We start from the raw sequence: 26,685 nt of genomic DNA on the forward strand, positions 1-26,685 counted from the left end.
TCTACTCCTCTGGTAATGTTTCGCCTTTTGGCTCTACACTCCAATGTTCCTTATCTAAAATAATTTTAGCTTCATATTTTCCATTAAGGTAAGCTTCTTTAATTAGAGATTCTGCTTCTTCCTTGTTAACAGCTATACCATCTCCCTCAAGGTACATTTTACCGAGGGTATATTGAGCTTCAGAACAACTTTGCATAGCAGATTTATTTAAATAAGATTTTGCTTGTTGTATATCCTTTACCGTACCCCTTCCTCGTTTATACATAAGACCAACCTTATGCTGTGCTAAAGGGAATCCAGCATTAGCAGCTTGTTTATACCATTTAAACGCTTTTGTATAATCTTTTTTAACTCCATGCCCTGTATAGAAGATATCTGCTAAGTGCATAGCAGATTTATTATCTCCATGATTAGCTGCTTTGGTAAATAAAGAGATTGCTTTGTCTGAATCTTTTTCAACGCCTTCACCTTTATAATACATACTTGCAAGGTTGAAAATAGCTTTTTGATGTCCTTGATCAGCTGCTTTTTTATACATGGTTGCGGCCATTGAATAGTTTTTTGAAGTAACAATGCCTTGATAATACATTCCACCCAATGCAAACTGACTATTTGCATCACCCTTATTAGCTTTTATTTTTACGGACATAAAGGCATGTTTATTCATTTCTGTCATTTGTCCAGCTGATGCAATACTTGTTATAAATAACAATTGTACAGCCATCACCAATAGTGTTTTTTTCATATGTAAATCTCCAAATTTATTGATTCTTTAATATATCAGATTTTATATAATAACAACCTTATTATAATAGATAATTATATCACTTCGTTTATAACGAATAGTTTGTGAGTTATAAATTATGATGGGCTATAAATAATTTATTAAATAATTTTAATATTTGTTTTATAATTATACAGCTAGAATATGCACAAATCAACAATAAATGAAGCGTGGATGATAACAAAAGATAAAATTGATGAATATATTAACAAAATTCCACCTGCACCTCAAGCGCTAAAAGAAACGTTAGCACTTCTTAATGCAGGTGAACTTATCAAAGCTTCGAAAGTTGCACAGACTGATTTGGCTCTTGCGGCATACCTAAAAGAGCTAGTTAATAAACCTATCTATGGTTTTGCAAATGAAGTAAGTGATGTATCTCAGATTTTTGGGATATTAGGTGTATCAGGTTCACAGCAAACAGTTTATAACTATATGACAACTCTACTTAGTCCTGGTAAGTGGGTTCTATTTAGTTTAAACTCTAGATCATTCCATGAGTTACAGGCTAAGTTATCAAAAGGGTGGGAACAAATTTTAGAGCATCTATCTATAGATGATAAAAATATTTCTAGTTCAATTGCTCTTCTTCCTGCTAGTGTCATCGTATCAGAAGCACTATTTAACGAAAAAATAGATGATGTAAATCTTTTGAGAAGTGCTAAAAATCTTGATTACAACACTATACTAACTCGTCTTTGCGGAGTCGGTATTTTTGATATTTGTGAACAAATCTCAGTTAAATGGGATATGCCACCAGAAATTGCCCAAATTATTCAAGCTTCTTCTGGGTTAAAACCATCTGAAGATGAAACAATAAACCTACTTGGAAAATGGATGCATCTACTACTTTTTTATGAACTCTCTCAACCTATGTTTATAAAAGCTGGTCTAAATGACTTTATAGACTTTCAAGTAGAGTATGTTGGTGATATCTATGAAGAGTTCTCAACACTAATGGAAATTGCATGAGACCGGTAGTTAAAAATGGTATAGGTGTTTTCTCACCTCAAGGTTTTTTAGATGGAAATAGCAGTAGTTCATTTTTAAGCATGGATGATTTGGCTGCAACTTCTGCACTTAAAGTAGATATGATATTGGTCTCTCTTAAGAGAGTAATATTCTTTAATAAAAATGGTCTTGATACCTTTATAAAACTTTTTATAAAAGTTCGTCAAAGTAATCACGCGACTGTCGGTTTTTGTGATTATGATGATAAAAAATTTAATGCTATAAAAGTATTTTACAAAGATGATATGCACTTTTCACTTTTTAAAACTATAGAAATAGCATACCTTTTTTCATCAAGCTTTAAAAATCAAAACAAAAATGTTCTACTCTATAGCGAAGACAAATCTCAGCGTACTGCTATGGCCATAGAACTGCATGATAATGGACATAATCCTGTTGTCGCTATGACACAAGAAGAGTTTAAACAAAAAGCTTCAAAAAAAGAAGCTTATGACTATATAATAGACTCTACATTTCTAGGTCAGATGGGACAAAAAATTGCTACTCGAGTAACTGGAAATGCAATTATTTACTCTATTTCATCTTTTTTAGATGCTGAAATAGGAAACAAGTTTAACATTGAATATCATAACAACTCTCTAAATGTCGGTTTTAGACTATTTATTTTTGATGCTTATAAAGTTATCAGTATGAATATTCATGCTCTAAATTTTTTCTCAAGACTTGCAAGTTCAGCAGCAGAGTACAATGCAACTATCTGTTTTGTTGGAATGACTTTTGAGAAAACTCCAGAAATTTTCAAAGAAAACCTTGAAGACTCAGGTATTTTATTTTATGAGCAAATGGATGATATACTCCAAAACAAAGAGCTTTTAGATGAGTTAGGTGCAAGTAGTGCAGCTAACGTTAAAAGCAAAAGAATGCTTAATAAAAAAATAGTTACAGAACTCCCAAGATTTATAGATGCTACTGTAGCAACTATAGAGATGATGACAAACTCAAAAGCAGTAAAACAGTCTGCTCAAGTTCAAAATATCGAAATAACTGATAAAACAGATAGAATCGCAAGCTCTATAGGTTATTATGGAAATATAGATGGAATGGTAATCTTAGTTTTTCCAAAAGAGATTGCCAAAAAAGCTTGTGAACTTCTTATCGGTGAAAAAACTGAAGATATGGAAATGATTCTTGATACTCTTGCAGAACTCGTAAATATAGTGGGCGGTAAGATAAAAACACTTCTTTCAGATGAAGGAATTAGCGTAAATATCACTCTTCCAAGAACCTATCATGATGTAGACAGTCTTCTTGAAGTAATAGAAAATAGAAAAGGCGTTCAAGTAGACTTATCTTTTAATGATGATAAGTTTTTATTTTTCTTAACTAGATAAAAGTCTACTTTGATACAATTTCATTAATTAAATTTTAGAGGTGATATTGTGCAAGTAGCTCCAAGTGTGTTAAGTGCTGATTTTGGTAATCTTCAAAGAGATGTTGAAGCTATTTGTGATGCAGGTTGTGATTTAGTTCACGTAGATGTTATGGACGGTCATTTTGTTCCAAACCTTACAATTGGGCCTGTTGTGGTTTCAGCTATTGCTGCATGTGCTACTAAACCTTTAGATATTCACCTAATGGTACAAAACAATACTTTTTTCGTTGAACTTTTTGCACCACTAAAACCTGAATATATATCTTTTCATATTGAAGAGGAAAAACATCCACATAGACTTATTCAAAAGATTCGCTCTTTTGGTATAAAACCTGCCATTGTTTTAAATCCTCATACTCCTCCAGAGTCAATAGAATACCTACTTCAAGACTTAGATATGGTGCTTCTTATGAGTGTAAATCCTGGTTTTGGCGGACAGAGCTTTATAGATAGCGTAATACCAAAAGCCGCAAAGCTAAATGAGATGAGAAATAGAATCAATCCAAAATGTCTTATCGAAGTTGATGGTGGAGTTAATGATAAAAACATACAAAGTCTTAAAGATGTAGGCGTTGATGTTGTTGTTGCAGGAAGCTATGTATTTAAACATGCTTCAAAAGAAGAAGCTATTGCATCTCTAAAGGTATAGTCACAATTATGAGAACAAAGATATGTGGAATAACTTCTTACGAAGATGCAATGGACGCAATAAATGCCGGTGCAGATGCATTAGGCTTTGTATTTTATGAAAAATCTCCACGTTACATAACTCCCCTAGATGCTAAACATATTATTTCAAAACTTCCTCCTTTTGTAGAAAAAGTTGGTCTATTTGTAAATGTAGATGCACAAATAATCAACTCATATATTCAAGAGTCAGGATGTACTCTTGCACAAATACATTTTGAAGCACCAGATTCAGTATATGAACAGCTTTTCGTACCATACATTAAAGTTATAAGAGCAAAAGAAGCTAAAGATATTTTAAAATACTCAGATGAGTATAGACTCGTAGACGCATATTGTGATGCATATGGGGGAGCTGGAAAAAGATTAAATATAGAGTGGTTTAAAGATATAGACTGCTCTAAAATAATCCTTGCTGGTGGTCTAGACGCAAATAATGTTTCATCACTAAAAGAGTATGGATTTTATGGTGTGGATGTAAGTAGTGGTGTTGAAGAGTCTTATGGTGTAAAAAGTTCTCAGAAAGTTAAGGATTTTATTAAGAATGCTCGCTAACTACTTCCCTCTTGATGCAAAAAGTATCTCTAAACTATCAACAAAAGGTCTACCACTTGATAAACTCAAAGCCCAAATAGATGAAAGCATAGATTTTTCACTTGAACTTTGGAGATCACAAGGTCTCGATATCATAAAGGATAAAGGTTATTACTACTTTTCTACAAAGTTTATACCTATGAATGAAGCAGAGTTTTGTATAGTTGATATTGAAACGAATGGCTCAAAAATAGACAAGCATCAAATCATAGAAATAGCAGGTTTGAAAATCAAAAATAACAAAGTTATAGATAGTTTTGAATCTCTTGTGAAGTGTAATGAAATCAATGAGCACATTACAGCCATAACAGGAATAAGTGTAAAAGACACTTACGATGCTCCAACTCTTAAGGAGGTCCTATACAAATTTAAACTCTTTTTGGGAGATGCTGTATTCATTGCACATGATGTTAAGTTTGATTACAAATTCATTTCACAATCAATGCAGAAAATTGGGCTAGAACCTCTCTTAAACAGGAGTTTGTGCTCTCTTGGGCTAGCTGAGAGAACGTTAAAATCATATAGATATGCTCTGTCTTACCTAAATGATACATTTAAACTAAATCCAGATGCTTCTCATCACAGAGCTATGAGCGATGTTATGACAACATATGGACTTTTCAAATTATCTCTAGAAAACATAGATGAAAATATAAATAATGTAGAAGATCTTATAAAGTTTTCAAAAGAAGCAAAAAGATTTAAGAGACCAAAGTTTGACCCTCTGATAGAGAGTCAAGAAGAAGAAAAAGACGAATAACTCTAAATAAGTACTATTGTCTTATTCTGCGTAAGCACCAACACCTGTTAGTTTATTGTATCTAGCTTCCATACGTTCTTCTTTACTCATCTCTCTAAGAGATGTCAAGCTTTCTAAGAAGTAATCAGCTATTGCAGCAGCTGCTATTTCTTTCTCTCTGTGTGCACCAATAAGAGGCTCATCAATAATATCATCAATTAGATTTAACTCTTTTAGGTCCCCACTTGTAATTTTCATAGCATTTGTCGCAGCTTCAGCCTTTTTAGGATCATTCCATAAAATTGCTGAACAACCTTCAGGTGAAATTACACTAAAAACCGAGTAACGCATCATAGCAAATTTATCAGCAACACCGATTGCAAGTGCTCCACCACTTCCACCTTCACCAATAACTATAGAGATTGTTTGAGTATCAAGCTGAGATAGTTCTAGAAGATTTCTAGCGATTGCTTCACTCTGATTTCTCTCTTCTGCTCCAAGACCTGGATATGCACCCGGCGTGTCTATAAGCATTAGAAGAGGAATATTAAATTTTTCTGCCATTTTAGCAGCACGAAGAGCTTTTCTATATCCCTCTGGATGCGGCATTCCGAAGTTTCTTCTGATTTTATTTTTAGTACCGCGACCTTTTTGCTCACCAATAACCATAACTTTTTCTTCGCCAATGTAACCTAAGTAACATACAATGGCATGGTCATCACGGAAGTGTCTATCTCCATGAATTTCATACTTATCACGCATGATTAAGTTGATATAGTCTAGAGCATATGGTCTATCAATATGACGAGCAAGCTGAAGTTGCTGAAATGGAGATAGATTACTAAATATTTTTGATACTTCTTTGTCTAGATTAGCTTGAAGTTTTTCTACTTCGCCTTCATTATGACGAACGCGTGCAGATATAATATCTTCTTGAATAAATTTAATTTTGTATTCAAAGTCTAAGTATGTTGCCAAATTAAATCCTTCGTTAGATTTTTTTAAAAATTAGAACACCATTAGTCCCACCGAAACCAAATGAGTTACTCATTACTACATTTAGTTCAGCTTTTCTAGAAGCATTTGGAACGTAATCTAAATCACAATTTTCATCAGGTGTATTATAGTTGATTGTTGGAGGAATAATTCCATCTCTCATTGCCATTAAACATGTAACAGCTTCAATACCACCAGCAGCACCAAGGCAGTGACCAATTTGACCTTTTATTGAACTCATTGGTGGACAGTTTTCTTTTCCACCAAGTAAATCTTTAACAGCAGCAGTCTCATTTTTATCATTAATAGGGGTACTTGTTCCATGTGCATTTACATAATCAAGCTTAGGCTCACCTGCCATTTTATATGCAGCTTTCATAGCCCGAGCAGGACCATCAAGACTTGGAGTAGTAATATGATTTGCATCTCCACTCTCACCGAAACCAATGATTTCACCATATATGTTAGCACCACGAGCTATTGCAATTTCGTATTCTTCAAGAACTAAAGCTGCTGCACCTTCACCCATAACAAAACCATCACGGTCTGCATCAAATGGACGAGAAGCACCTTTTGGATTTTCATTGTTAGTTGATAATGCTTTCATTGCAGCAAATCCACCAACACCAGCACCAGTTATTGCACACTCTGCAGAAACAACCAACATTTGTTCTGCACCATTACACATTATAGTTTTACATGCTTCACTGATTGCATGCGTACCTGCAGCACATGCAGTTACACTTGAAAGATTTGGGCCCTTTGTTCCGTGTTCGATTGAAACAAAACCACCAAGCATATTTACTAATGCTCCTGGAATAAAGAATGGAGAAATTCTACGAGGTCCGCGAGTCTCTATAATAATAGAGTTTTTCTCAATTGACGGAAGTCCACCAATACCAGACCCAGCACTAATTCCGAATCTTTCCATATCTGTATCTTCAGGAAGATTGGCATCTGCCATTGCTTCTTGAGCGGCTTTTAGCCCTAGGTGAATAAATCTGTCAGCTTTTTTAACTTCTTTTGGAGCCATTACAGTAGCTGGATCAAAATCTTTTACCTCACCGGCAATTTTTGCACTATAATTCTCAGGATCAAATAGAGTAATTGTGTCTATTCCGCACTTGCCATCACATATTGCTTTAAAAGAACTCTCTTTGTCATTACCAACCGCATTTATCATGCCCATACCAGTTACTACTATTCTTCTCATTTAAAAATCTCCATGATAAAATTATAAAATATTTTACAAAACCCAGCAAAGCCTATTAGAGACTATTTGCTGAGCTCAAAAAACACTTTAGTGTGAATTATTTACTTTCGATGTATGCAACTACATCTGCAACAGTTTGAATTTTCTCTGCTTCATCATCAGGGATTTCAATATCAAATTTTTCTTCAAGAGCCATTACTAGTTCAACTACATCAAGGCTATCAGCACCTAAATCTTCAACAAATTTTGCATCCTCTTTAACTTCATCCGGGTTAACGCTTAATTGCTCAACTACTACTTCTTTAATATCTTCTAAAAGTGCCATTATAGCTCCTATGTTTTTAGTATAAAATCGCGAAATTATAACATATATAGCTTAAATAAACTATTATGCCATATTCATCCCACCATTAACTTTTAATGTCTCACCTGTAATATAACTTGAGTGGTCCGAAAGTAAGAACGCTGTAGCTTGGGCAACTTCGCTAGCATTCCCAAAACGTTTCATTGGGATTTTAGATGTAAAACTCTCTTTGACCTCATCACTAAGTGCATCTGTCATCTCAGTTGCGATAAAACCAGGAGTGATTGTGTTGAAACGAATACCACTTGTAGCAGCTTCTATGGCAAAACTTTTACTCATGGCGATAACTCCACCCTTAGATGCTGCGTAGTTTGTCTGCCCTGCATTTCCAGTCTCACCAACAATAGAAGCTATATTAACTACTGAACCAAACTTTTTCTTTCTCATTACCTTCATAGACTCACGACATCCGATGAAACAAGAAGTCAGGTTAGCATTGATTACACTCATAAAATCTTCTGTCTTCATTCTCAGTGCTAGTTTGTCATTTGTAATACCTGCATTGTTAACTAGGTATGAAAGTTCACCGTCACTATCAACAATAGTTTTTATAGCATCTACGAAAGCAGTTTCATCACTAACATCAAAACCAATAACAGCGGCATTACCACCATCAGCTTCTATTTGCTCTTTGATAGCATCTGCTTCTGTTGCACCACTTCTGTAGTTAATCCAAACTTTTAAACCAAACGATGCTAATGTTTTTGCAATCTCTGCACCAATACCGCGACTTGAACCTGTAACTAAAACATTTTTTCCACTAAATACCATCTATATTCCTTTTATTTCATAAAACTCATTACGATGTCGGAAGTAATTCCGTCATCTACGCTAACACTTAGTTTCCTTCGGCAGGAAACCCACGCAACTAGTTGCTTTTTTTTCAATCTATACTTATATAAGTGAGTGATCCATCTCAGATGGAATTTCTATGTCCATGAGTTTTAAAACAGTTGGAGCTATATTGTTTAGTCCACCTGATTCAACTTTTGTAATACCATCAGCTATAATAAAACACCAAACTTTACCAGTTGTATGATTTGTTAGAGTGTTTCCATCTTCATCTTTCATCTCTTCACAATTTCCATGATCAGAGGTAATAACAACAGCATAGTCATTCTCTTTTGCTTTTTCTATGATTTTTCCAAGTTGTGTATCTACCGTAGTAACCGCAATTTTTGCAGCTTCTTCATCTCCGGTATGTCCAACCATATCACCATTTGCAAAGTTTACAACTACAAAGTCATACTCTTCATCCATAGCTTTTAATACAGTCTCACCAACTTCATCTGCACTCATCTCCGGTTTCATATCATATGTCTTTACATCCGGAGAAGGTATAAGAACTCTTGTCTCATTCTCGTAAGGCTCATCTATACCACCATTTAAAAAGAATGTAACATGAGCATATTTTTCAGTCTCAGCAGTATGTAGTTGTCTTAATCCTTTAGAAGAGATTACTTCTGCCAAGGTATTTTTAGGTGCTTCTTTTAAAAACATAACCGGATAAGCAAAAGATCTATCATACTCTGTCATCGTTGCAAGACTTACTATTTTATAGCTTCTTGAGAACTCATGAAAATCATCACTAGCTAATGCAGTAACTAGTTCTCTCATCCTATCACTTCTAAAATTTATAGTTAATATACTGTCACCATCTTTTACACCATCATATCCCTCAAAAGCAGTTGGTTCTATAAACTCATCAGTTTCACCAAGCGCATAAGATGATCCAATGTAGCCAGCCGGTTCAAAGTCTGTTTTTGGTTTTGCTTCTACTATTGCTTCATAAGCTCTTTGGACTCTTGGCCAACGGTTATCTCTATCCATTGCATAAAAACGTCCTGCCATAGTTGCTATTTGAATATTTTCATTCAAATGACTTTGAACTGTTTTAAGGTATTTCTGGGCAGAAGTTGGAGACACATCTCTACCATCAGTAATTAAATGTAAAAATACTTTTTTACCATTTTTTGCCGCAATCTTGGCTACTCCTATAAAGTGGTCTATATGGGAGTGAACACCTCCATCACTCATAAGACCGATTAGATGAAGTCTGTTGGAAGTTTTAAAAAGATTTTGCAGTACCTCATTTTCTTCTAAGGTATTTTCAGAGAGTGCTAGTGAGATTTTCACCAAATCTTGATACAAAACTCTACCACTTCCTATGCTCATATGTCCGACTTCAGAATTTCCCATCTGACCCTCAGGCAGTCCAACACTTAATCCTGAAGTCTCGATAAGAGAGTGTGGAGTTTCTTCAAATAACTTATCATAGTTTGGTTTAGTTGCATTATAAAATGCATTATGTTCAGTTTTGGAACTAAAGCCTATACCATCTGTAATAACTAGAACAGCTTTTTTTGACAAATTTGCTCCCTTATATAAAGTTTTATGCAATTATACTATAATGTCATTTTTAAACCATTAAGGGATCAATTAATTTGCTATATGAGCTTTACGATTTACTAAATATCAACATACTTGGATACATTACTATTAGGGCTGGTATATCTTTTTTCTTAGCTCTTTTTTTTACATTATATATGATGCCAAAATTCATACGATGGGCACAGAGAACTTCTAGTGTGCAACCGATTAATGAATGGGCACCTGAAAACCACAAATCAAAAGCAAAAACTCCTACTATGGGTGGTATCGTTTTTATAGGTGCTACTATATTAGCTTCTTTATTAACTATTAAATTCTCAAATATGTTTGCCGTTGGAGCAATTTTAACACTTGTTCTTTTTGCTCTTATAGGTTTTCAAGATGACTATGCAAAGATAAAAAAGAGTGAAAATCTGGCAGGTCTAAAGGCTAGAACCAAACTTGTTATGCAGATAGTAGCTTCATTAATTATTACAAGTTTTTTATGTTTTTTTGCAGACTTTAACACTGACCTCTATGTTCCTTTTATAAAAACACCTATAATTGAAATGGGATTCTTCTCTATTATACTTTGGTGTTTAGTAATCATTTCAACATCAAATGCAGTAAACCTAACAGATGGACTTGACGGACTTGCAACTGTTCCATCACTTGTGGCCTTAGCATCTTTTAGTATTATCATATATATTACAGGTAATGTAACTATAAGTACTTACCTTTTGATGCCAAACTTTAACGTGGGAGAAGTTGCTATAGTTGCCGCGGCTCTTATGGGTGCTTTAACTGGTTTCTTGTGGTTCAACTGCCATCCTGCCGAGGTTTTTATGGGCGATAGCGGTTCTTTGACTGTTGGTGCATTTCTTGGTTATCTCGCTATTATCTCTAAGAGTGAGATATTACTTCTTCTAATTGGTTCTATCTTTGTTATAGAAACTATATCTGTAATCCTTCAAGTCGGTAGTTATAAGTTTCGCAAAAAAAGAGTCTTTTTAATGGCCCCTATTCATCATCACTTTGAGATGAAAAAATGGGCTGAAAATAAGATTATCGTTAGGTTTTGGATAGTTTCTATTCTTTCAAACCTTATCGCTCTAATGACTCTTAAGATTCGCTAGATGCAAAAGATATCTCTATTTGGTTATGCCAAGACTACAAAGGCTATTGCCAAAGTTGCTAAAAATGCTATTTTTTATGATGATAAATGCACTAAACCTTTTCGTGATGAAAATGGTTTTATGGTTAAACCAGCAAGTGAGTTTAACGCAAAATACTCACAACTTGAGATTCCATCACCTGGAATCCAACCCTCAAATCCACTTATAGTTAAAGCAAACAATCTTATAAGTGAATATGACTATTTTGCAAACACTTTGCCTCTTAAAATCTGGATAAGCGGAACAAATGGCAAGACAACTACTACTCAGATGATGCAGCATCTATTAGAGTCAAAAGGTAGTGAGGCAGGTGGAAATATCGGTACACCACTTGCCGAGCTTTCTCAAGATGCAAAGATGTGGATTTTAGAGACTAGCTCGTTTACTATGCACTATACAAATATTGCCACTCCAAACATATATGTTCTTCTTCCATTAAGTCCTGATCATCTTAGCTGGCACGGAAGTATGCAAGAATATATAGATACAAAACTAAAACCTCTAGCAACAATGCGAGAGGGAGAAGTGGCCATCATCCCAGATCTTTATAAAGATGTAAAAACAGAAGCTCACCTTATCACCTATAAAGATGAGAACTCTTTAGCTGAATACTTTGGTATAGATACAAGCAAAGTAAACTTTAAAGGTGCCTTCCTTGCAGATGCACTATTAGCGATGGCAGTTGATAAAATACTTTTTGATAAAGTAAATTATGACAAAATCAACTCTTTTGTACTTGACCCACATAGACAAGAAGAACTAAGGGACGCAAGGGACCGTCTATGGGTCAATGACACTAAAGCGACTAATATAGATGCAAGCATAGCTGCTCTTAAAAGATATAAGAACTCATCAATCCATCTTATACTTGGTGGAGATGATAAGGGTGTTGATTTGAATGAGCTATTTGAGTATCTACAGGATATAGATGTTCATATCTATACTATTGGTTCAAATAAAGAGAAATTAACAAAACTGGCAAAAAAGTACAAAATAAATTTTGAGTTATGTCTTAATTTAGCAGATTCTATCTCTAAAATTGATAAAAATTTAAAAGAAAATGAAGTTGCCCTACTCTCTCCAGCGGCGTCCAGCTTAGATGAATTTAACTCATACGCACAAAGAGGCGATGAATTTAAAAAAGCCGTACTAAACATAAGCTAGCTTTCAGCGCACAGGGGCTATAATGTCGCTCTTTAAAAGATGGCCAATTAGCTCAGTCGGTAGAGCAACTGACTGAAAATCAGTGTGTCCTTGGTTCGATTCCGAGATTGGCCACCACTCTTTTTAAGACTTCAACTTTTTATAATGGCCAATTAGCTCAGTCGGTAGAGCAACTGACTGAAAATCAGTGTGTCCTTGGTTCGATTCCGAGATTGGCCACCATTTCCTATATAATTTAATCAATCTTTAGTGGACATGAAATAGTAAAACAAGCACCTCTATCAATATTTTCTGCAATTATTTCACCCTTAAGCTGTTCTTTAACTATCATATGTGACATGTATAGTCCCAAGCCAGTTCCATTTTTTCCCTCTTTTGTACTATAGTATGGTTCAAAGATTTTATTGATAATATCATCAGGAATTCCACCGGCATTATCCAAAATTTTTAAATAATAATTTTGTTCATCATGATCCATGATAATTTCTATTACTCCATCATTTATCTCTTTCTCATTGATTATATCTCTGGCATTATTGATTATATTGATTAATACTTGGATTGTTTCATTGCAATATGTTTGAATTTCAACATCTTTTTTTAAAGATTTTTTTATTTTAATATTGTTGCTTTGCAAGCTCTTCTCAATAATTGCAAAAGTACCATTAGTTATATCTGAGAGTGTACAAGTATTTAGTTTTACGCTTGGTTTAATGAAGCTATTAAATTCATCAATAGTTTTAGATAAATCTTGTATTTGCTCAAGGACATTTCCTAGTGTTGTATATAATTCATCAGCATTACTCTCTCCTAATTGACTATCTATCTGTATATTCTGTATACTCATCCCCATGGAAGTAAGAGGCTGTCTCCACTGATGAGCAATCATACCTAGCATATCTCCCATTGCCGCTTGGCGGGATTGAGCAATTATGATTTTGTTTTGGTTATGTACTTCATCTATTTTTTTATTTAATTCTTCTGTAATACCTTTATTCATCTCTTTTGAAAATGGATTAATCACAAATATTATAATAAGAGGAAAAGTAAGTATTGTTAAGAGTAGAGTGTCCAAAAATGCTATTAGTAACTCTGAATCCACGTCGACATACTGCAAAGCTATCATGATTAATAATTCAACAGATGCAATAATACCAAGAAGTATGTAGAAATATTTTTTATATGCCGATACAGAATGATTTTTTATACGAGTAACATACGTTTTTCTTTCATTTGAGCTTGACATTACATTTCCTTTTTTATAAAAAAATATTATAACATATGGATAGTAGTATATAAATAATTAAAGTTTATAATAGCCTGAATATTTAAGACATAGATTCAGCAAAATTAATTTTTGAAATTGGCGATTTAAACATTTAGAAAACATAAATTTTGCTATAATTATGAATATATATGGGGCTGACCTGGTTTCGACGGGATCAAGTAGCTTCTAATTGCATGTCGGACTGAGCATTTCCGTTACACGGCTCAAACTTGCTTAAACGCAAACAATACAAATTACCGCCCAGCTTTAGCAGTAGCTTAAGTTTTACCCCCTCTTAGAGGACGGGCTGCTTCACCTATGGACTCTAGATAAATAGGATTCGAAGTATAACCCTTATGTAGATATATTTTAAGTCTGTCTCAGCTTAAAACGAATCCCGAGGCTCGTCTTGTGTAGCTTTGCAAGTTGTGTGAAGCAAGATTAAACTTTAACGGCTTTTCTAAACATGTAGACGTTAGGAGTAGCGTGGTTTCGGACTGGAGTTCGATTCTCCACAGCTCCACCATATTCTTAATCTCACACACTCTAATACAATCTATTTAACCCATAAAATAAAGACTTTTTAAGCATTTGTTGATCTGAGTTAGTCTAAGCTACTACAATACAATGTACCTACTAATGGTACATAATTTAGTACATTACATTAATCACTTCTTTATCACTCTCTTAAATGTACCAAGCAAGGATTTTAAATGTCTAAATTGCAAGCTCTAACACTTTCCAAACTAAAGCCCAAGGATAAGCCTTATACCATAGCCGATGGCAATTGGTTTATCATTACTCATTAAAACAGATGGTACGAAACTATGTGAGTTTAGATTTACTAGCCCAACAAAATTAAAAAGAAGAAAATCATCTTTGGGTAAATTTCCTGATGTACCTTCGTCAGATGCGAGGCTAAAAGCACAAAGTTACAGGGAACTTATATCTCAACAAATAGACCCAATTGATAAAAAGCAAGAGAAAGAACTAGCACCAAGCACCTATGTAAGGAAGGTAGGACAATTTGAGAATGATGTAAAACCATTTTTCAAAGGTAGATTAATATCAAGCGCCAATTCTAAAATATGATCTTTTTACCCATTGCAGAATAGTCTATCTTATCTACATATTTAACACTAAAAGGTATCGTAAGAGTACCATAGTATTTACTAATTGCCTGTTTTATAATCTTTACGTCAACTTTTGAAGTTGCTTCCAAAATAATTATAATTTGTTCACTTCTCAACATCTCTTTTTTATATATTAACTCTACGATAGCTTTATTTACATCAGGTATGGTTTCTATAATAGATTCAATTTGTATAGCTGATATGCGCTTTCCAGCAATTTTTATGATTTTATTGCTTCGACCAATTAAAGTAAACTTATCTTCATCAATTTCATCAATTTCAACAATATCTTCAGTAGTAAAAGAACTTTCTACTCTCAATATTTTTTTATTAAATATAAATGGTGATATGAAAGGTGAGATAACATTTAGTTTATTATCTTTTATAGATATATGAACATTATCTAATAATGTCCATTTTATTCTTTTGCTAAATTTATAAGCAATTCCTCCTGTTTCTGTTGAACCAAACAACTGTAATAAGTTGGTTTCAAATTTATTTTCAAACACTGTTACATCATCAATATGTAATGGACCTGTTGAACATATGAAAAGATTAGAAGTTAATTTACTGTTAGTATTTAATTTTGACAATGCTTTTATAAAAACTGGTGTAGTTACAACTAAGGTATCATCAAATGAAGCTTCTTCCAATAACTCATAAGGTAAAAAATCATCTTTAATAACTAGCTTTACCCCATATAAATGTATAGGGAGGAGTAAACCAGCTAAGACACCATATATATGTATAAATGGCACTGTGACAACAACTCTTTTTATACTGTATTCTTTTAGTAAGCTTTTTAGTACTTGAACTTCTCTCTCTAGATTTTCTTTTGTTTTAAAAGCACCAACAGGGAAACCACTGCTACCAGATGTGAAAAAAAGAATCTGGCATTTAGAATTTACTTCTGTAATATTATTAAATTTATTGATATCATTATCTTGATTAAACTTAAGTAATTGCTTATGATTAGAGTCAAATAAAACTATTTTTTGTTTACTATTATAAGCAGGTAAAAACTCTTTTATAAATTCGACCTTATTTGTTGAATTTATATCTATCCATGCATCTGAAATCTCTTTACTTAGATTTATATCTATAGTCTCTCTTGAAGAGTCTTTATGAATATACTCTAAAATCACCTCATACTCCTAATCAACATAAAAATAGAGACAACACCTAAAGATATAACCATACCTATAGACTCGAGGGCTACAATTGAACTAAAAATTAAAATACCAAAGCCAGCGAATGTACTTAGTAAAGAATATCTAATAGCCAATACTGTATTGGCTTGCTGACGAGAGTTGCTCATATAGATGCCGTAATCAATACCAATAGCTAAAAGAATTATTAGTGAGAAAAGATGCATTAGGTTTATCGTGTAAAAAACACTTAAGATAGCCAATACGAAACTTGATGGAAATATGACATAGTTAAGTGCATATAAAAACTTAGTTCGGACACTTAAAATAAGAAGTATAAAAATAGCTATTAAAACAAGAGTAGAGTAGATGGCTAAGTCATCATACATTTTTTTTACTTGTTGTGTAAACATCTCTTTTACATCTATGCTGGTGGCAAAGTCAAACGTAGCTGCCTTTGAGACATCATCTACTAGAGCAATAGTATAGTAACTGTTTTCATCATTGTATACATGTAGATTGTAGGATTTAAATATCTCTAAGTTAGGTATTTTACACTCAGCTAAATTCTTAGTAAAAGTATATGCCTCTTTGAAATAACCATCTTTATAACCTATCTTAGAAGCCTCATTGTTAACCATGGTGTTAAGTGCAGAGAAATCATATTTTTCTAGTGTTTTTTTTCTCATCTCACAGCTCTGAATATCTTGTACAAATGAAGCAAATGAGAAGCTGTTTGGTAACTTCTGATGTAATAGATGCAATTTATTTAAAAGTTCATCCTTTGTTGAAGCTTGGATAATGATAGGTTTTAAATTAGTTTTTATTGATGATTTGAAGAACTCTTCTGTTTCTATAAGTTTAGTATTTTGGTAGTCTAAATTTCTGATGCTATTATTAAATTCTAAGTTATAAGCACTAAAACTAAATAGTAAAATAGAGAGAAAGAAAAATGTAAATGCTGAGAGTTTTTTTGAACTCTTTTTTATAACAACGTCTTGCTTATACGAGAGAATTTGTAGTTTAGGAAATACAAATGTAAAGAGGAAATAAGCAAAGGATAGTGAAGCAACTGCAAAAAAACTGATTTGCGAGATGATTGGAATTGGGATAAAAGAAAATATACCAAAAGCTACAGCAGTAGTTAAAAATCCATAAAGAACATTTTTATCTATTATTTTATTATCTTGATAGAAGTTATGAAAATAGTAATGAAGGAGATAGTCAATACTAACTGCCGTTATACTCATGCCAAATGCCAAAGAAAGAATACTAAAGTTTGAATATGTTAGAGTGCTTATAAGTCCTGCAAAGAGCATTGAGGAGAAGAGTGCTAAGAGTGTATGAGAAAGCAGTCTGATGTTTTTAATGAGTATGTAGTAGATAAGAATCAAAACTATACTCGATAGTAAAATTATCCACTTAACATCATTTTTGATTTTTGTAGAGTTCTCAACTGTATAGAAGAATGGGGCGAAAGCTATTGTATCTTGGTAGTCATTTAAAACGAAATGGATTTTTTCATACAGAACTTCTGCTTGACTCATCTGAGATGCAGATACTTTTGTGCTGACACGAATAAGATAACCAAACTCTCCAAGCGTTAAAAACTCTCCTCTATGTAAGAGATTTAAATTGTTAGAGTTAGTCAAATTAAATAGTTTTAGAGGGTCATTCTTGTCAATTGAAGTATAAAAGATATCACTAAGTAGAGCATTGTACGAATTTTGAAGCTTTTTATTTACACTATCCTCGCTTTGTATTTCATCATTAAATGAGGCTAAAAGAGGATAATTATTTTTATAGTATTGCAGTTGTACCTCTGAGGGTGTTAGAGTTGATTGAACACTCACAATTCCATCTATAGTTTTTAATTTTTGCAAGAGTTCATAAACTTTCGTCTTTGCAGAGTTATCAAAGCCTTTTACGGCGACTAGCATCTCTTTTGAATAACCAAGTTTAGAGGCAATATTTAACTTCTCAATAGACTCTTCTGATGCAAATAGTGAGAGTAGGTTTGTAGAGATGCTTATATGCTCTTTTGCAAAAAAAGCAACCATAAGAAGTATGATTAGTATTATGTAGTTAGCGTATTTCATCATCTATTTTTATGATTATATAGTCACTATTTTTTAAAAATAGTTTTATATTTTTGAGATTATTTTCTTTTTGAACTAACTCTATATGTGTGACGAAGTGTCGCATAGTTCCTTTTGTTTTTAACAGAGTTTTTTCACCATCTATTTTTATATCAAACATAGTTTTGAGCAGTTTCTTATCTGAGTTATGAAGCAGAATTATTATCTCAAAGTATTGGATGATTTTTTGCTTTTTTGATTCATTAAGAGTTATATATTTTCCATCTTCTATGTAGGTAAGTTTTTCTTCTTTAAGATGGAGAGATTTTTTACTTTCTTTATAGTTGATTGATAAGCCATTTTCCAAAAAATTAATCTCACCTCTTAGCTCTATGCTTTTATCTAACGCATCGATATATCTTAATTCTGTGAAATTAAAGCTATCTGCACTAGCAATTAAAAAAGTTAAAATTAGTATAATTATTTTTGACATGTCTCACTCATAATATTGTAAGTGTATTTTAACATGTCGCTTTCGTTTGAGAACTTATCAGGGTAAATTGCATCTAGCATCTGGATTTTTATTTTTGCTTTTTTGGTGCTTGAAAAACAGAAGTTACCCTTAGAGAGCTGATTTCCTGAACCATCTATGATAACAGGGATGATTGGTTTATTCATCTTCTTAGCTAACCTAAAAGCACCTTTCTTAAATCTTCCAAGCTCTCTGCCAGAACCGCGTGTTCCCTCGGCAAAAAAAACAACATTTCTACTTTCCTTGAGCATATGCTCAAACTCAATATAAGTGCTACTTATTTTACCAAGATTATTGTTATCTAAATGTCTTATCCCAATAAGATGTCCAATCTGTGATATAAATGGAATCTTTTTAAAGTTCATAGTAGTCATTATTAGATATTTTTTTATAAAATACCCTAAAATTGGATAGTCTAGATTTGATTGATGTGTTGAAACGTATATGGCACTGGCAGGAAGTACTTTGAGCAATTTTATGTCTAACTCTATTCTCGGTTGAAGTGTGAAAAATACTTTATATATAACGCCAGAGAGATACTGAAACTGATCTTGTGGGTATTTTACAAATGGATATAAAAGTCCATATATAATTAGTGATGGAATTACAAATAGCCCAATGAGAGCAAAAAACAGTATGAATGCAAAAAGACTAAGAATACAGCTTAATCGCATAAAGTCTCCCGTAAACAATCTGTACAACTAGAGATGTAAAAAAGAATCCATACCAACCAATAGAGCTGTAAAATGCCCATATAGTATTACTTCCATAAAACACTAAGGCGAGCTGAATGAGTGTGTTAATAAGTGTAATAATAGCCCAGTAAGCATCACCATCTTTTAAAAATAACACCTCTTCTTTGCTTAGCTCTCTTTTATAAAATCTTTTTGTAAAGCCTAGAATCAGCTCTTTTTTATACATAGTTGCATCAATAAAAAGAGCAAAAAATGTTGCTGAAATGAGGACAGGTATAAATTTTACCATCTCAAAACTAGAACTAAAGTATGCAAAAAGTAGTGCTATAACATAGATGCTAGGTACAACCAAGTTTTTTAATGTTTTTTTTGTATAACAGGTATATATAAAAAATAAAATGGATAAAAAAAGGTAGAATTGAACTACTGCTTTAAACTCTAAGTAGTGTAGAGATATGATGAATGATGGAGCAAAGAGTAGTGCTATTGCATTACTCATTATTCGATGTATCTAATACAAAGTCACACACATCTTTTATAGTGCGTAAATCTTTCATATCTTCTGTTTTTATCTCAATATCTAACTCTTTATCGAGTGTTACCATCAAGTCAATAGCATCAAGAGAATCAAGTTCTAAGTCTGTAAATAAGTTAGCTTCCATAGAGATATCATCCACAGACACTTCAAATTCATCAACTAAAACAGCTATTATTTTATTATACACATCTTCTTGAGTCATTAAAAATTATCCTTCATACTTCTTAAATATAAGTGAGGTGTTTATTCCACCAAATGCAAAATTATTATTCATAGTAATTGTAATATCTTTTTGCATATTTTCACCTAAAACGTTGATAGATTTACACTCTTTATCTAATTTTTTAAAATTCATAGTTTTTGGCAAAAGAGATTTATTTAAGGCTATAAGGCAAATAATGCTTTCAACAACACCACATCCACCAAGAAGATGGCCCATATGCCCTTTTGTACTGCTAACCGGAGTCTTAGAGCCAAAAAGGTTAAAAGTAGCATTTGATTCTGCTATATCTCCCATTTGCGTTGCAGTTGCGTGAGCATTTATATACTCTATATCTTGAGGTTCAATGCAGGCATCTTCTAAAGATGTTTCCATCACCTGCATCATTCCCTCTTTCGATGGAGTCGTTATATGTTCTCCATCACATGAAGTTGCATAACCTATAACTTCACCATAAATTTTAGCCCCACGAGATAGTGCGTGCTCAAGCTCCTCTAAAACAACCGCGCCACTACCTTCTCCTAAAACCAAACCATCACGACTCTCATCAAATGGACGAGACGCAACTGTTGGATCATCGTTATGCTTTGTTGATGCTGCTCCAATTACATCAAAAACACCAGCAGCTAAGTAGTGAAGCCCCTCTGATCCACCACATATCATAACATCACTCATGCCATATTTGATACTTTCATAACCAGCACCAATTGCTTGAGCTGATGATGTACAAGCTGAACAAGTTGGAATATTTCGTCCCTTAATTGAAAACATCTGAGCTAAGTTTGCAGCTACTGTATGACTCATAATCTTCAAAAATGCCATTGAATTTTGACCACGAAAACTCATACTCTGCTTAACTTCAGGAACATACTCAAAAAGAGTTTTATTTCCGCCCATTGTCGAACCAAAAGCTATTCCACATCGTTTAGAACTTATAGTATCTTGCTCCAAAGCAGAATCTTTTATAGCATCTGATGTTGAGATCGCACTAAGTTGAGCCACCCGGTCCATAGAACGACGGTATTTTCTAGGGATTGATTTAAAATCAAGACCTTTTACTATACCAGCTACTTTTGTACCTAAGTGATCTACCTCTTCCCAGTCAGGAATGTACTCGATACCACACTTCTCATCCCTCAAACTTTCATATAGTTCATCGTAACTATTTCCAAGTGGTGAATTAAGTCCAACGCCTGTTATTACAATTCTTCTCATCTTAACTCCTCGAAATAATTCATTACTTTTTGTGCACCTAAATAGCATCCCAAAAGACCTGGTGCCAATGCACTCTCTCCAGCTAAGTACAAATTTTCTACTCTTGTTTTTGACATAACCATGGAGAGACTTTTCTGTTTAGCAGAACATAAAATCCCATAAGCACTACCCATGTAACCATTAGAGTAGTGTTGCTTTGTAGTTGGAGTTGAACAGTCCATAATTTCAATATTGCCAAAATTATAGAGCTTTTTTAGTGCTAAAATATGTTCTTCGCACTCTTCTTGTTTAAGTCTTATGTACTCTTCTTTTTCAAGATTTGCGTACTTCTCATAACTACTTCTTGCTATAATAGTTACAACACTCTTTTCATCTAATTTAGAAGATGGTAAAACAGAAATGCAGTCATTACCATAAAAGTATAGATTTGATTTTATATCAGCGTCTACAAGGCAAAAGATAGAAAAAAATGTTGGTGATTCTTCAAGTTCATTTACATGTTTAACGTATCTTTTTAGTTTTTTATTCTCTGACTTTAGAAGTACTGTTGTTGTTCTTGGATGCAAAGTTGAGATGATGGCATCGTACTTTTTTATACCTTCATTGCACCTAAGGGCTTTGGCTCCTTCATCATCATAGAGTATCTCTGAGATTTCATCTCTTGTTTTGATTGTTGTGTTGTGAAGCTCTCTTTTTAGCGCGTCTACAATTGCTCTTCCATTTCCTCTTATCTTTCTAGTTCCATCGAGCATATTTATCATGATTTTTGCATAAATATCAAATGAAGCATCTTCGTATTGAACTTCCGCATAAAAGATTGTAAAGTGTAGAAGTATTTTACGTAAAAGTGGATTTTTGATATATTGCATAACACTTTTTAAAGAACGAGAATCAATATTTGTATAATCCTCTTTTTCTTCTAGAGTTATTTTAGAAGCTTCATAACATTTGTCAAAAAAAGTCTCTAAAACTTCACGTTCATCTTCAAAATACATTTGTAGTTTTTGTTTAAAATCTAAAGATGAGTTTGGAATACCGAACTCCTCTTCATCAAAGTAGAGAGTGTCAAAATCTCCATCATAAGCATAGAGTTCAAACTTCTCTAAAAGATTGTACTTTTTAAACTCTTCATATAAAAACTGTCCAGATGCGAGTGAACCTGAATAGTGAAAACCAACATCAAACATAATCTTTTTGCTCTTAAATGAGTCGATTACTCCTCCAACTTTTGGAAGTCTTTCATAAATAGTTGGAGAGTAACCTTTTTTTTCTAAAAGAAAAGCACATAAAAGTCCACTGAGACCTCCTCCGACTATGGCTATATTCATCTAACCATACCACCACTGATGTTTAAAGTCTCACCAGTTACATAGCTGGCTTTGTCAGCTAGAAAAAAGATACACTCTGCCACATCTTCAGGCTTTCCTATTCTCTTTAGTGGAATCGCCTTTTTCATCTCTTTTAAGTCTAACTCTTTCGTCATCTCTGACTCAATCAGTCCAGGGGCAACAGCATTTACTCTGATTTTATATCTTGCAACTTCCGCTGATAGCGCTTTTGTAAAAGCTATCATCGCACCCTTTGCTGCTGAATAGTTAGTTTGACCAGCATTTCCAACAAGACCAGAGATAGAAGCTACATTTATAATGGATCCATTTTTATTTGCAATCATATTTTTAAGTACTGCTTTTGTAACATAAAAAGTTCCATTTACAGAGGTGTTTATGACATCACTCCACTCATCATCACTCATCCAAAAGAAGAGATTGTCTTTAGTTATACCTGCATTATTAACTAAAGCATCAAGCTCTAACCCCTCTAAAGCACTTACAACTTCATCTTTTTTTGTAATGTCAAATTGTAGTATTTTAGAGTTTGTAAGCTCGGCTCTTAGTTCATTAGCCTTTGCTTCTTGTGAGCGATAATGAAGGTATACAAAGTATCCATTATCGTGAAAGTATCTGGAGCAAGCTTCACCAATCGCGCCAGTTGAACCAGTAACGAGAACTTTTTTCATGCAAATAAACCTTTTTTTAGCATCTCTTTGACGACTTTAATATCTACGTCCATTCTTCTATCGTTAGTTAGTTTTTCTACTTCACTTCTAATAGTTTCATGGTTTTTTTGCAAAAATTCTGAACAATTTTTCTTGCCTCTTATGTCAACTCCCTGAGCCATTCCAAGAAGAGCGATGCTAAGCATATTTGTTAAATCTGGTAACTGCTTGGAAAAGTGAAGTGCAGCCGTTGTTCCCATGCTTACCTTATCTTGATTAAAAGACTCTGTTGGACGAGAGTGTAGTGAAGCTGGAACTGTATTCATGATTACATCTGCTGTTAATGAGCTCAATGTTATCTGCATAGCTTTAAAGCCATGATGAGTAGATTTTGTATTTAGTTTTAGAGACTCACCGAGACCTTTGTTAAACTTATGATCAACTAAAAGACCAAATTCTTTATCTAGTAAATCAGCTAAGTTACCAACACATATACGCATAGTATCCATAGCATGAGCAATATAGCCACCGTAGAAGTTACCAGAGGTGTAGATTCTTTTACCAATATGGTCTATAAGTGGATTATCGTTAACACCGTTTATTTCTGTCTCTATCCACTTTTTAGCAATCTCTAAATTGTCATGTATTACACCTAACACTTGTGGTGAACAGCGTATAGAATACCTATCTTGAATGTTTTGCTCTTTTTCTAGATAAAAATTTTCATATCTGCTAAAAGCTTCATGTGTAAGAGATGAGTTTTCACATTTTTTTAGTATATTTGACGCTGCTTTTCTCTGTCCATCAAATGGTTTACTATCATGAACAAATGGTTCCAAAGGAGTAATATCACACAGTAATAGTTCAAAAATAGATGCTACAAAACTCTCAGAAGAATCAAGTAAAACTTCAAACTTCTCTATAGCATCTATGGCTATGGCACTCATAGCTGCTGTACCATTCATAATAGCTAGGGCCTCTTTAGGTTTGAAAGTGTAAGGTTTTATGTCTAACTTTTTATAAACTTCAGATGTAGGTAAAATTTCATCTTTATAGATAACTTCTCTTTCGCCTGCAATAACTGCTGCTATGTATGATAACGGAGTTAAGTCCCCACTAGCACCCACAGAGCCTTGAGATGGAATAAGAGGATAGATTTTTTTCTCTAATAGAAGCTCAAATCTCTTTAGTAAATCATAGCTAATCCCACTTTTACCCTTGGAGAGACTTATCATTCTTATAGTTGTCATGATACGAGATACATCAGCACTCAAATATTCACCAACACCACAACCATGAAAACTAAAAAGATTGTACTGAAGTTCTTCAGCCTCTTCAAAAGCTGCATAGTTTTGCCCAGCTTCACCATATCCAGTAGTCACACCGTAAATAGGACGACCATTACGTATATTTTCTATTAAAAATTCATGTCCAGCATTTATAAATTCAATAAACTCTTGAGTGTCATTTAGTTTTATCTTACTATCGTATATAAAATTCCTATAACTTATTGTGTTATTGTCTATTATCAATTGTAGTGCCCTTTAAAAAAATTAAAAAAATTATACCATTGATTTGGATATTTTTTGATTGTTTTCTCTAATATATTTGTATAGTCCTGAGCCATCTCTTGGATGGAATTCTCTTCAATCAGATTGAATGTTATATTGTACTTTTTAAGAGAGTGGTTTGTAACAAAAATTGCCACAAGAGGTTTTTTAACTCTTAAGGCAATCTCAAAAGGGTTTTTATTTATCTCCACTTTTGTGTTTAAAAACTCTACTTCAACAGATTTATTTTTGTTTACAATTCTATCTGCCATCAGAGCTACTAATTCTTTGTCCATTAATGCATTTGCTATTTGGATATTTGTGGCTATTGTAGCTTGGTTGAGGTCAATTATTTTTACACTTTGTTCATTATCTCTTTGATTACTTTTTTCTATTTTATGGATATTTTCTTGAGTGTTCTCACGCATAACGATATTCATTGGTGGAAGTTCATCTTTTAAACAATAAGCAGCACTTGCCCAGCTTCCAACATGTGAGAGTAACACAATTCCGCCATTTTCACGAAGTAGTTGCATTACATCGCCATTGTCTACGCAAAATCTCAGATCTTGAGGTTTTATCCGTGATACAAATCTATCAAATATAGATAAAGCGAATGTTTTAATATGGTTAAAATATACTTTGTTTGTAAGACAAAGCCCTTGATGTTCATAATAACTTTGCATAGATTTTTTTACTGAAGGTGTAAAAAAAAGATAGTAAAGAGCAACAAAGTTTAGTATAAAAGCAACTAATTTATAACCAAAAACATTATATATTAAAAGAAGTACCTTATACCCAAAAGCGTTTCCCCGCTGTTTTACCTCCACAGCCATCCCCTAAACAAAAGATACCTTTGCATAAGTAATTTTATATGCAACAAAGTTATATGCACATTATCATCAAGTTTGTTAAAATGTGAAATTCTCTCTTCGTGTGGTGGGTAGTAACATTCTACCTCTACATCTTTAATACATCCACCACGATATGAGTGTAAAACTAAAATTTCTACTTCAAAATCAAATCGTTTATTTATTAGAGGTAAATTCAAAATACTAACAGGATACATTCTAAAGCCACTTTGAGTATCGCCTAGAGATTTAAATGTTTCCAACATCACCCAAAAATTACTAAACTTTCTACCAAATTTTGAACTATTTGGAATATTCTCACCATCAAAATTACGATTGCCGACTATGATAGTTTCGCTACGATAAGAATCAACAAGTTTTTGTATCTGAGAACTTATATGTTGCTTGTCAGCGTCCATTGTTACAAAACTATCATATCCAAGTTTTTTAGCTTTAGATGCTCCACTTAAAATAGCTTCACCTTTACCCATGTTTCTCTCGTGAGTTACAAGTTCTATGTCTAAATCATCGAGATTAATTTTTACATCAGAACCATCATCAACTACTATAACTTTATATCCATAATTTAACACATCAATAATTACTTCTCTAATATATGGAGAATTATAAACAGGGATTAGTATGCAAAAATTCATAAACTAAAACTTGCCACTACTTCGTCTTCACAAAAAACTTTAAACTTATTACCATCTTTCTTGTATTCTAAACTTTGTGTTGGTCGGACTATCTTAGTAAACTTAGCTTTTTTAATTGTTGTAATCTTAATACTAAAAACATCTGCCACTATCTCAAAATGTACAAATCCAGGTAAAATTGGTTGGGATGGAAAATGGGCTTTAAAAATAGGATGATTTTCATTGCACAACTTTATTAGAGCTTTTTTATCGTCTTTATAAATCAAAGAATATAGTTCTTTTACTAACAGTTTTACCACTTTTATTCTTCCTTAAA

General features: G+C 33.2%; 28 protein-coding genes, 2 tRNA genes and 1 other RNA gene. 11 read left to right on the plus strand and 20 right to left on the minus strand.

Going from position 1 to position 26,685, the window contains the following annotated elements:
• Nucleotide 1: 1 nt before the first annotated feature.
• Complete coding sequence (locus tag ACLHDE_RS11235) at nt 2-745, minus strand: tetratricopeptide repeat protein (RefSeq protein WP_415396506.1); 744 nt, start codon at nt 743-745, stop codon at nt 2-4.
• 183 nt (nt 746-928) lie between these two features.
• Here ACLHDE_RS11235 and ACLHDE_RS11240 point away from each other — a divergent pair, with 183 nt between their 5' ends.
• Genes ACLHDE_RS11240 through ACLHDE_RS11260 form a run of 5 tightly spaced genes read left to right on the plus strand, consistent with a single transcriptional unit; the run spans nt 929 to nt 5,229 of the window.
• Nucleotides 929-1,756, plus strand: a complete 828-nt coding sequence (locus ACLHDE_RS11240; RefSeq protein ID WP_415396507.1) for an HDOD domain-containing protein — start codon at nt 929-931, stop codon at nt 1,754-1,756.
• Nucleotides 1,753-3,147: a chemotaxis protein CheX gene (locus tag ACLHDE_RS11245; protein ID WP_415396508.1), complete on the plus strand. Its 1,395-nt coding sequence runs from the start codon at nt 1,753-1,755 to the stop codon at nt 3,145-3,147. Before ACLHDE_RS11240 ends, ACLHDE_RS11245 begins: the two co-directional genes overlap by 4 nt.
• A gap of 48 nt (nt 3,148-3,195) precedes the next feature.
• On the plus strand, nt 3,196-3,837 hold the full coding sequence (rpe, locus tag ACLHDE_RS11250; protein ID WP_415396509.1) for a ribulose-phosphate 3-epimerase: 642 nt from the start codon (nt 3,196-3,198) through the stop codon (nt 3,835-3,837).
• Between the two features lie 8 nt (nt 3,838-3,845).
• Nucleotides 3,846-4,430 (plus strand): phosphoribosylanthranilate isomerase, encoded by a 585-nt coding sequence (locus ACLHDE_RS11255; protein ID WP_415396510.1) that lies wholly within the window; start codon nt 3,846-3,848, stop codon nt 4,428-4,430.
• Nucleotides 4,420-5,229, plus strand: a complete 810-nt coding sequence (locus ACLHDE_RS11260; protein ID WP_415396511.1) for a 3'-5' exonuclease — start codon at nt 4,420-4,422, stop codon at nt 5,227-5,229. The genes ACLHDE_RS11255 and ACLHDE_RS11260 overlap by 11 nt, the downstream gene beginning before the upstream one ends.
• Before the next feature lie 21 nt (nt 5,230-5,250).
• Here the strand turns inward: ACLHDE_RS11260 and accA are convergent, their stop codons facing one another.
• The 5 genes from accA to gpmI all read right to left on the minus strand — a co-directional run bounded on the left by accA (nt 5,251) and on the right by gpmI (nt 10,151).
• Nucleotides 5,251-6,186, minus strand: coding sequence for an acetyl-CoA carboxylase carboxyl transferase subunit alpha (gene accA, locus ACLHDE_RS11265; RefSeq protein WP_415396512.1), 936 nt, complete (start codon nt 6,184-6,186; stop codon nt 5,251-5,253).
• Between the two features lie 13 nt (nt 6,187-6,199).
• Nucleotides 6,200-7,417, minus strand: coding sequence for a beta-ketoacyl-ACP synthase II (locus tag ACLHDE_RS11270; protein ID WP_415396513.1), 1,218 nt, complete (start codon nt 7,415-7,417; stop codon nt 6,200-6,202).
• Nucleotides 7,418-7,514: 97 nt separating this feature from the next.
• The gene (gene acpP / locus ACLHDE_RS11275) at nt 7,515-7,742 is read right to left on the minus strand and encodes an acyl carrier protein (RefSeq protein ID WP_372998397.1); all 228 of its coding nucleotides are present in this window, start codon (nt 7,740-7,742) and stop codon (nt 7,515-7,517) included.
• Nucleotides 7,743-7,805: 63 nt separating this feature from the next.
• Nucleotides 7,806-8,552 (minus strand): 3-oxoacyl-ACP reductase FabG, encoded by a 747-nt coding sequence (fabG, locus tag ACLHDE_RS11280; protein ID WP_415396514.1) that lies wholly within the window; start codon nt 8,550-8,552, stop codon nt 7,806-7,808.
• A gap of 123 nt (nt 8,553-8,675) precedes the next feature.
• Complete coding sequence (gene gpmI, locus ACLHDE_RS11285) at nt 8,676-10,151, minus strand: 2,3-bisphosphoglycerate-independent phosphoglycerate mutase (RefSeq protein WP_415396515.1); 1,476 nt, start codon at nt 10,149-10,151, stop codon at nt 8,676-8,678.
• 74 nt (nt 10,152-10,225) lie between these two features.
• Between gpmI and mraY the strand changes: the two genes are divergently transcribed.
• The 4 genes from mraY (at nt 10,226) to ACLHDE_RS11305 (ending at nt 12,712) form a co-directional block, all read left to right on the plus strand.
• Nucleotides 10,226-11,287 (plus strand): phospho-N-acetylmuramoyl-pentapeptide-transferase, encoded by a 1,062-nt coding sequence (gene mraY / locus ACLHDE_RS11290; protein ID WP_415396516.1) that lies wholly within the window; start codon nt 10,226-10,228, stop codon nt 11,285-11,287.
• Nucleotides 11,288-12,490 (plus strand): UDP-N-acetylmuramoyl-L-alanine--D-glutamate ligase, encoded by a 1,203-nt coding sequence (gene murD / locus ACLHDE_RS11295; protein ID WP_415396517.1) that lies wholly within the window; start codon nt 11,288-11,290, stop codon nt 12,488-12,490.
• Between the two features lie 41 nt (nt 12,491-12,531).
• Nucleotides 12,532-12,607 (plus strand) — tRNA-Phe (locus ACLHDE_RS11300).
• A 29-nt stretch (nt 12,608-12,636) separates the two neighbouring features.
• Nucleotides 12,637-12,712: transfer RNA gene (locus ACLHDE_RS11305), tRNA-Phe, on the plus strand.
• 13 nt (nt 12,713-12,725) lie between these two features.
• On the opposite strand, the gene ACLHDE_RS11310 is transcribed toward ACLHDE_RS11305, so the two are convergent.
• Complete coding sequence (locus ACLHDE_RS11310) at nt 12,726-13,736, minus strand: sensor histidine kinase (protein WP_415396518.1); 1,011 nt, start codon at nt 13,734-13,736, stop codon at nt 12,726-12,728.
• Nucleotides 13,737-13,908: 172 nt separating this feature from the next.
• Here ACLHDE_RS11310 and ssrA point away from each other — a divergent pair.
• Nucleotides 13,909-14,283: a transfer-messenger RNA gene (gene ssrA, locus ACLHDE_RS11315) on the plus strand.
• Nucleotides 14,284-14,537: 254 nt separating this feature from the next.
• Nucleotides 14,538-14,849: an integrase arm-type DNA-binding domain-containing protein gene (locus ACLHDE_RS11320; RefSeq protein WP_415396519.1), complete on the plus strand. Its 312-nt coding sequence runs from the start codon at nt 14,538-14,540 to the stop codon at nt 14,847-14,849.
• On the opposite strand, the gene ACLHDE_RS11325 is transcribed toward ACLHDE_RS11320, so the two are convergent.
• The 13 genes from ACLHDE_RS11325 to ACLHDE_RS11385 are packed head-to-tail and all read right to left on the minus strand — an operon-like array spanning nt 14,839 to nt 26,668.
• Nucleotides 14,839-16,035 (minus strand): AMP-binding protein, encoded by a 1,197-nt coding sequence (locus ACLHDE_RS11325; protein ID WP_415396520.1) that lies wholly within the window; start codon nt 16,033-16,035, stop codon nt 14,839-14,841. The two genes, ACLHDE_RS11320 and ACLHDE_RS11325, sit on opposite strands and share 11 nt — an antisense overlap.
• Nucleotides 16,032-18,137: a hypothetical protein gene (locus ACLHDE_RS11330; RefSeq protein ID WP_415396521.1), complete on the minus strand. Its 2,106-nt coding sequence runs from the start codon at nt 18,135-18,137 to the stop codon at nt 16,032-16,034. The genes ACLHDE_RS11325 and ACLHDE_RS11330 overlap by 4 nt, the downstream gene beginning before the upstream one ends.
• A complete protein-coding gene (locus ACLHDE_RS11335) occupies nt 18,124-18,609 on the minus strand; it encodes a hypothetical protein (RefSeq protein ID WP_415396522.1) in 486 nt (161 codons plus the stop codon). Before ACLHDE_RS11335 ends, ACLHDE_RS11330 begins: the two co-directional genes overlap by 14 nt.
• On the minus strand, nt 18,597-19,322 hold the full coding sequence (locus ACLHDE_RS11340) for a lysophospholipid acyltransferase family protein (RefSeq protein ID WP_415396523.1): 726 nt from the start codon (nt 19,320-19,322) through the stop codon (nt 18,597-18,599). Before ACLHDE_RS11340 ends, ACLHDE_RS11335 begins: the two co-directional genes overlap by 13 nt.
• Nucleotides 19,300-19,842 carry a hypothetical protein gene (locus ACLHDE_RS11345; protein ID WP_415396524.1) on the minus strand — a complete coding sequence of 181 codons (543 nt, stop codon included), beginning with the start codon at nt 19,840-19,842 and terminating at the stop codon, nt 19,300-19,302. The genes ACLHDE_RS11340 and ACLHDE_RS11345 overlap by 23 nt, the downstream gene beginning before the upstream one ends.
• Nucleotides 19,835-20,083, minus strand: coding sequence for an acyl carrier protein (locus ACLHDE_RS11350; protein WP_415396525.1), 249 nt, complete (start codon nt 20,081-20,083; stop codon nt 19,835-19,837). Before ACLHDE_RS11350 ends, ACLHDE_RS11345 begins: the two co-directional genes overlap by 8 nt.
• Before the next feature lie 6 nt (nt 20,084-20,089).
• Nucleotides 20,090-21,316 carry a beta-ketoacyl-[acyl-carrier-protein] synthase family protein gene (locus ACLHDE_RS11355; RefSeq protein ID WP_415396526.1) on the minus strand — a complete coding sequence of 409 codons (1,227 nt, stop codon included), beginning with the start codon at nt 21,314-21,316 and terminating at the stop codon, nt 20,090-20,092.
• A complete protein-coding gene (locus tag ACLHDE_RS11360) occupies nt 21,313-22,644 on the minus strand; it encodes a phytoene desaturase family protein (RefSeq protein ID WP_415396527.1) in 1,332 nt (443 codons plus the stop codon). The genes ACLHDE_RS11355 and ACLHDE_RS11360 overlap by 4 nt, the downstream gene beginning before the upstream one ends.
• Nucleotides 22,641-23,333 (minus strand): SDR family oxidoreductase, encoded by a 693-nt coding sequence (locus ACLHDE_RS11365; RefSeq protein WP_415396528.1) that lies wholly within the window; start codon nt 23,331-23,333, stop codon nt 22,641-22,643. The genes ACLHDE_RS11360 and ACLHDE_RS11365 overlap by 4 nt, the downstream gene beginning before the upstream one ends.
• Nucleotides 23,330-24,844: an HAL/PAL/TAL family ammonia-lyase gene (locus ACLHDE_RS11370; protein ID WP_415396529.1), complete on the minus strand. Its 1,515-nt coding sequence runs from the start codon at nt 24,842-24,844 to the stop codon at nt 23,330-23,332. Before ACLHDE_RS11370 ends, ACLHDE_RS11365 begins: the two co-directional genes overlap by 4 nt.
• Nucleotides 24,841-25,692 carry an acyltransferase gene (locus tag ACLHDE_RS11375; protein ID WP_415396530.1) on the minus strand — a complete coding sequence of 284 codons (852 nt, stop codon included), beginning with the start codon at nt 25,690-25,692 and terminating at the stop codon, nt 24,841-24,843. Before ACLHDE_RS11375 ends, ACLHDE_RS11370 begins: the two co-directional genes overlap by 4 nt.
• A complete protein-coding gene (locus ACLHDE_RS11380) occupies nt 25,683-26,369 on the minus strand; it encodes a glycosyltransferase family 2 protein (protein WP_415396531.1) in 687 nt (228 codons plus the stop codon). The genes ACLHDE_RS11375 and ACLHDE_RS11380 overlap by 10 nt, the downstream gene beginning before the upstream one ends.
• Nucleotides 26,366-26,668 (minus strand): hypothetical protein, encoded by a 303-nt coding sequence (locus ACLHDE_RS11385; RefSeq protein ID WP_415396532.1) that lies wholly within the window; start codon nt 26,666-26,668, stop codon nt 26,366-26,368. Before ACLHDE_RS11385 ends, ACLHDE_RS11380 begins: the two co-directional genes overlap by 4 nt.
• Nucleotides 26,669-26,685: the final 17 nt, after the last annotated feature.

It is taken from the genome of Sulfurimonas iocasae (genome assembly GCF_047716755.1).
Lineage (GTDB): Bacteria > Campylobacterota > Campylobacteria > Campylobacterales > Sulfurimonadaceae > Sulfurimonas.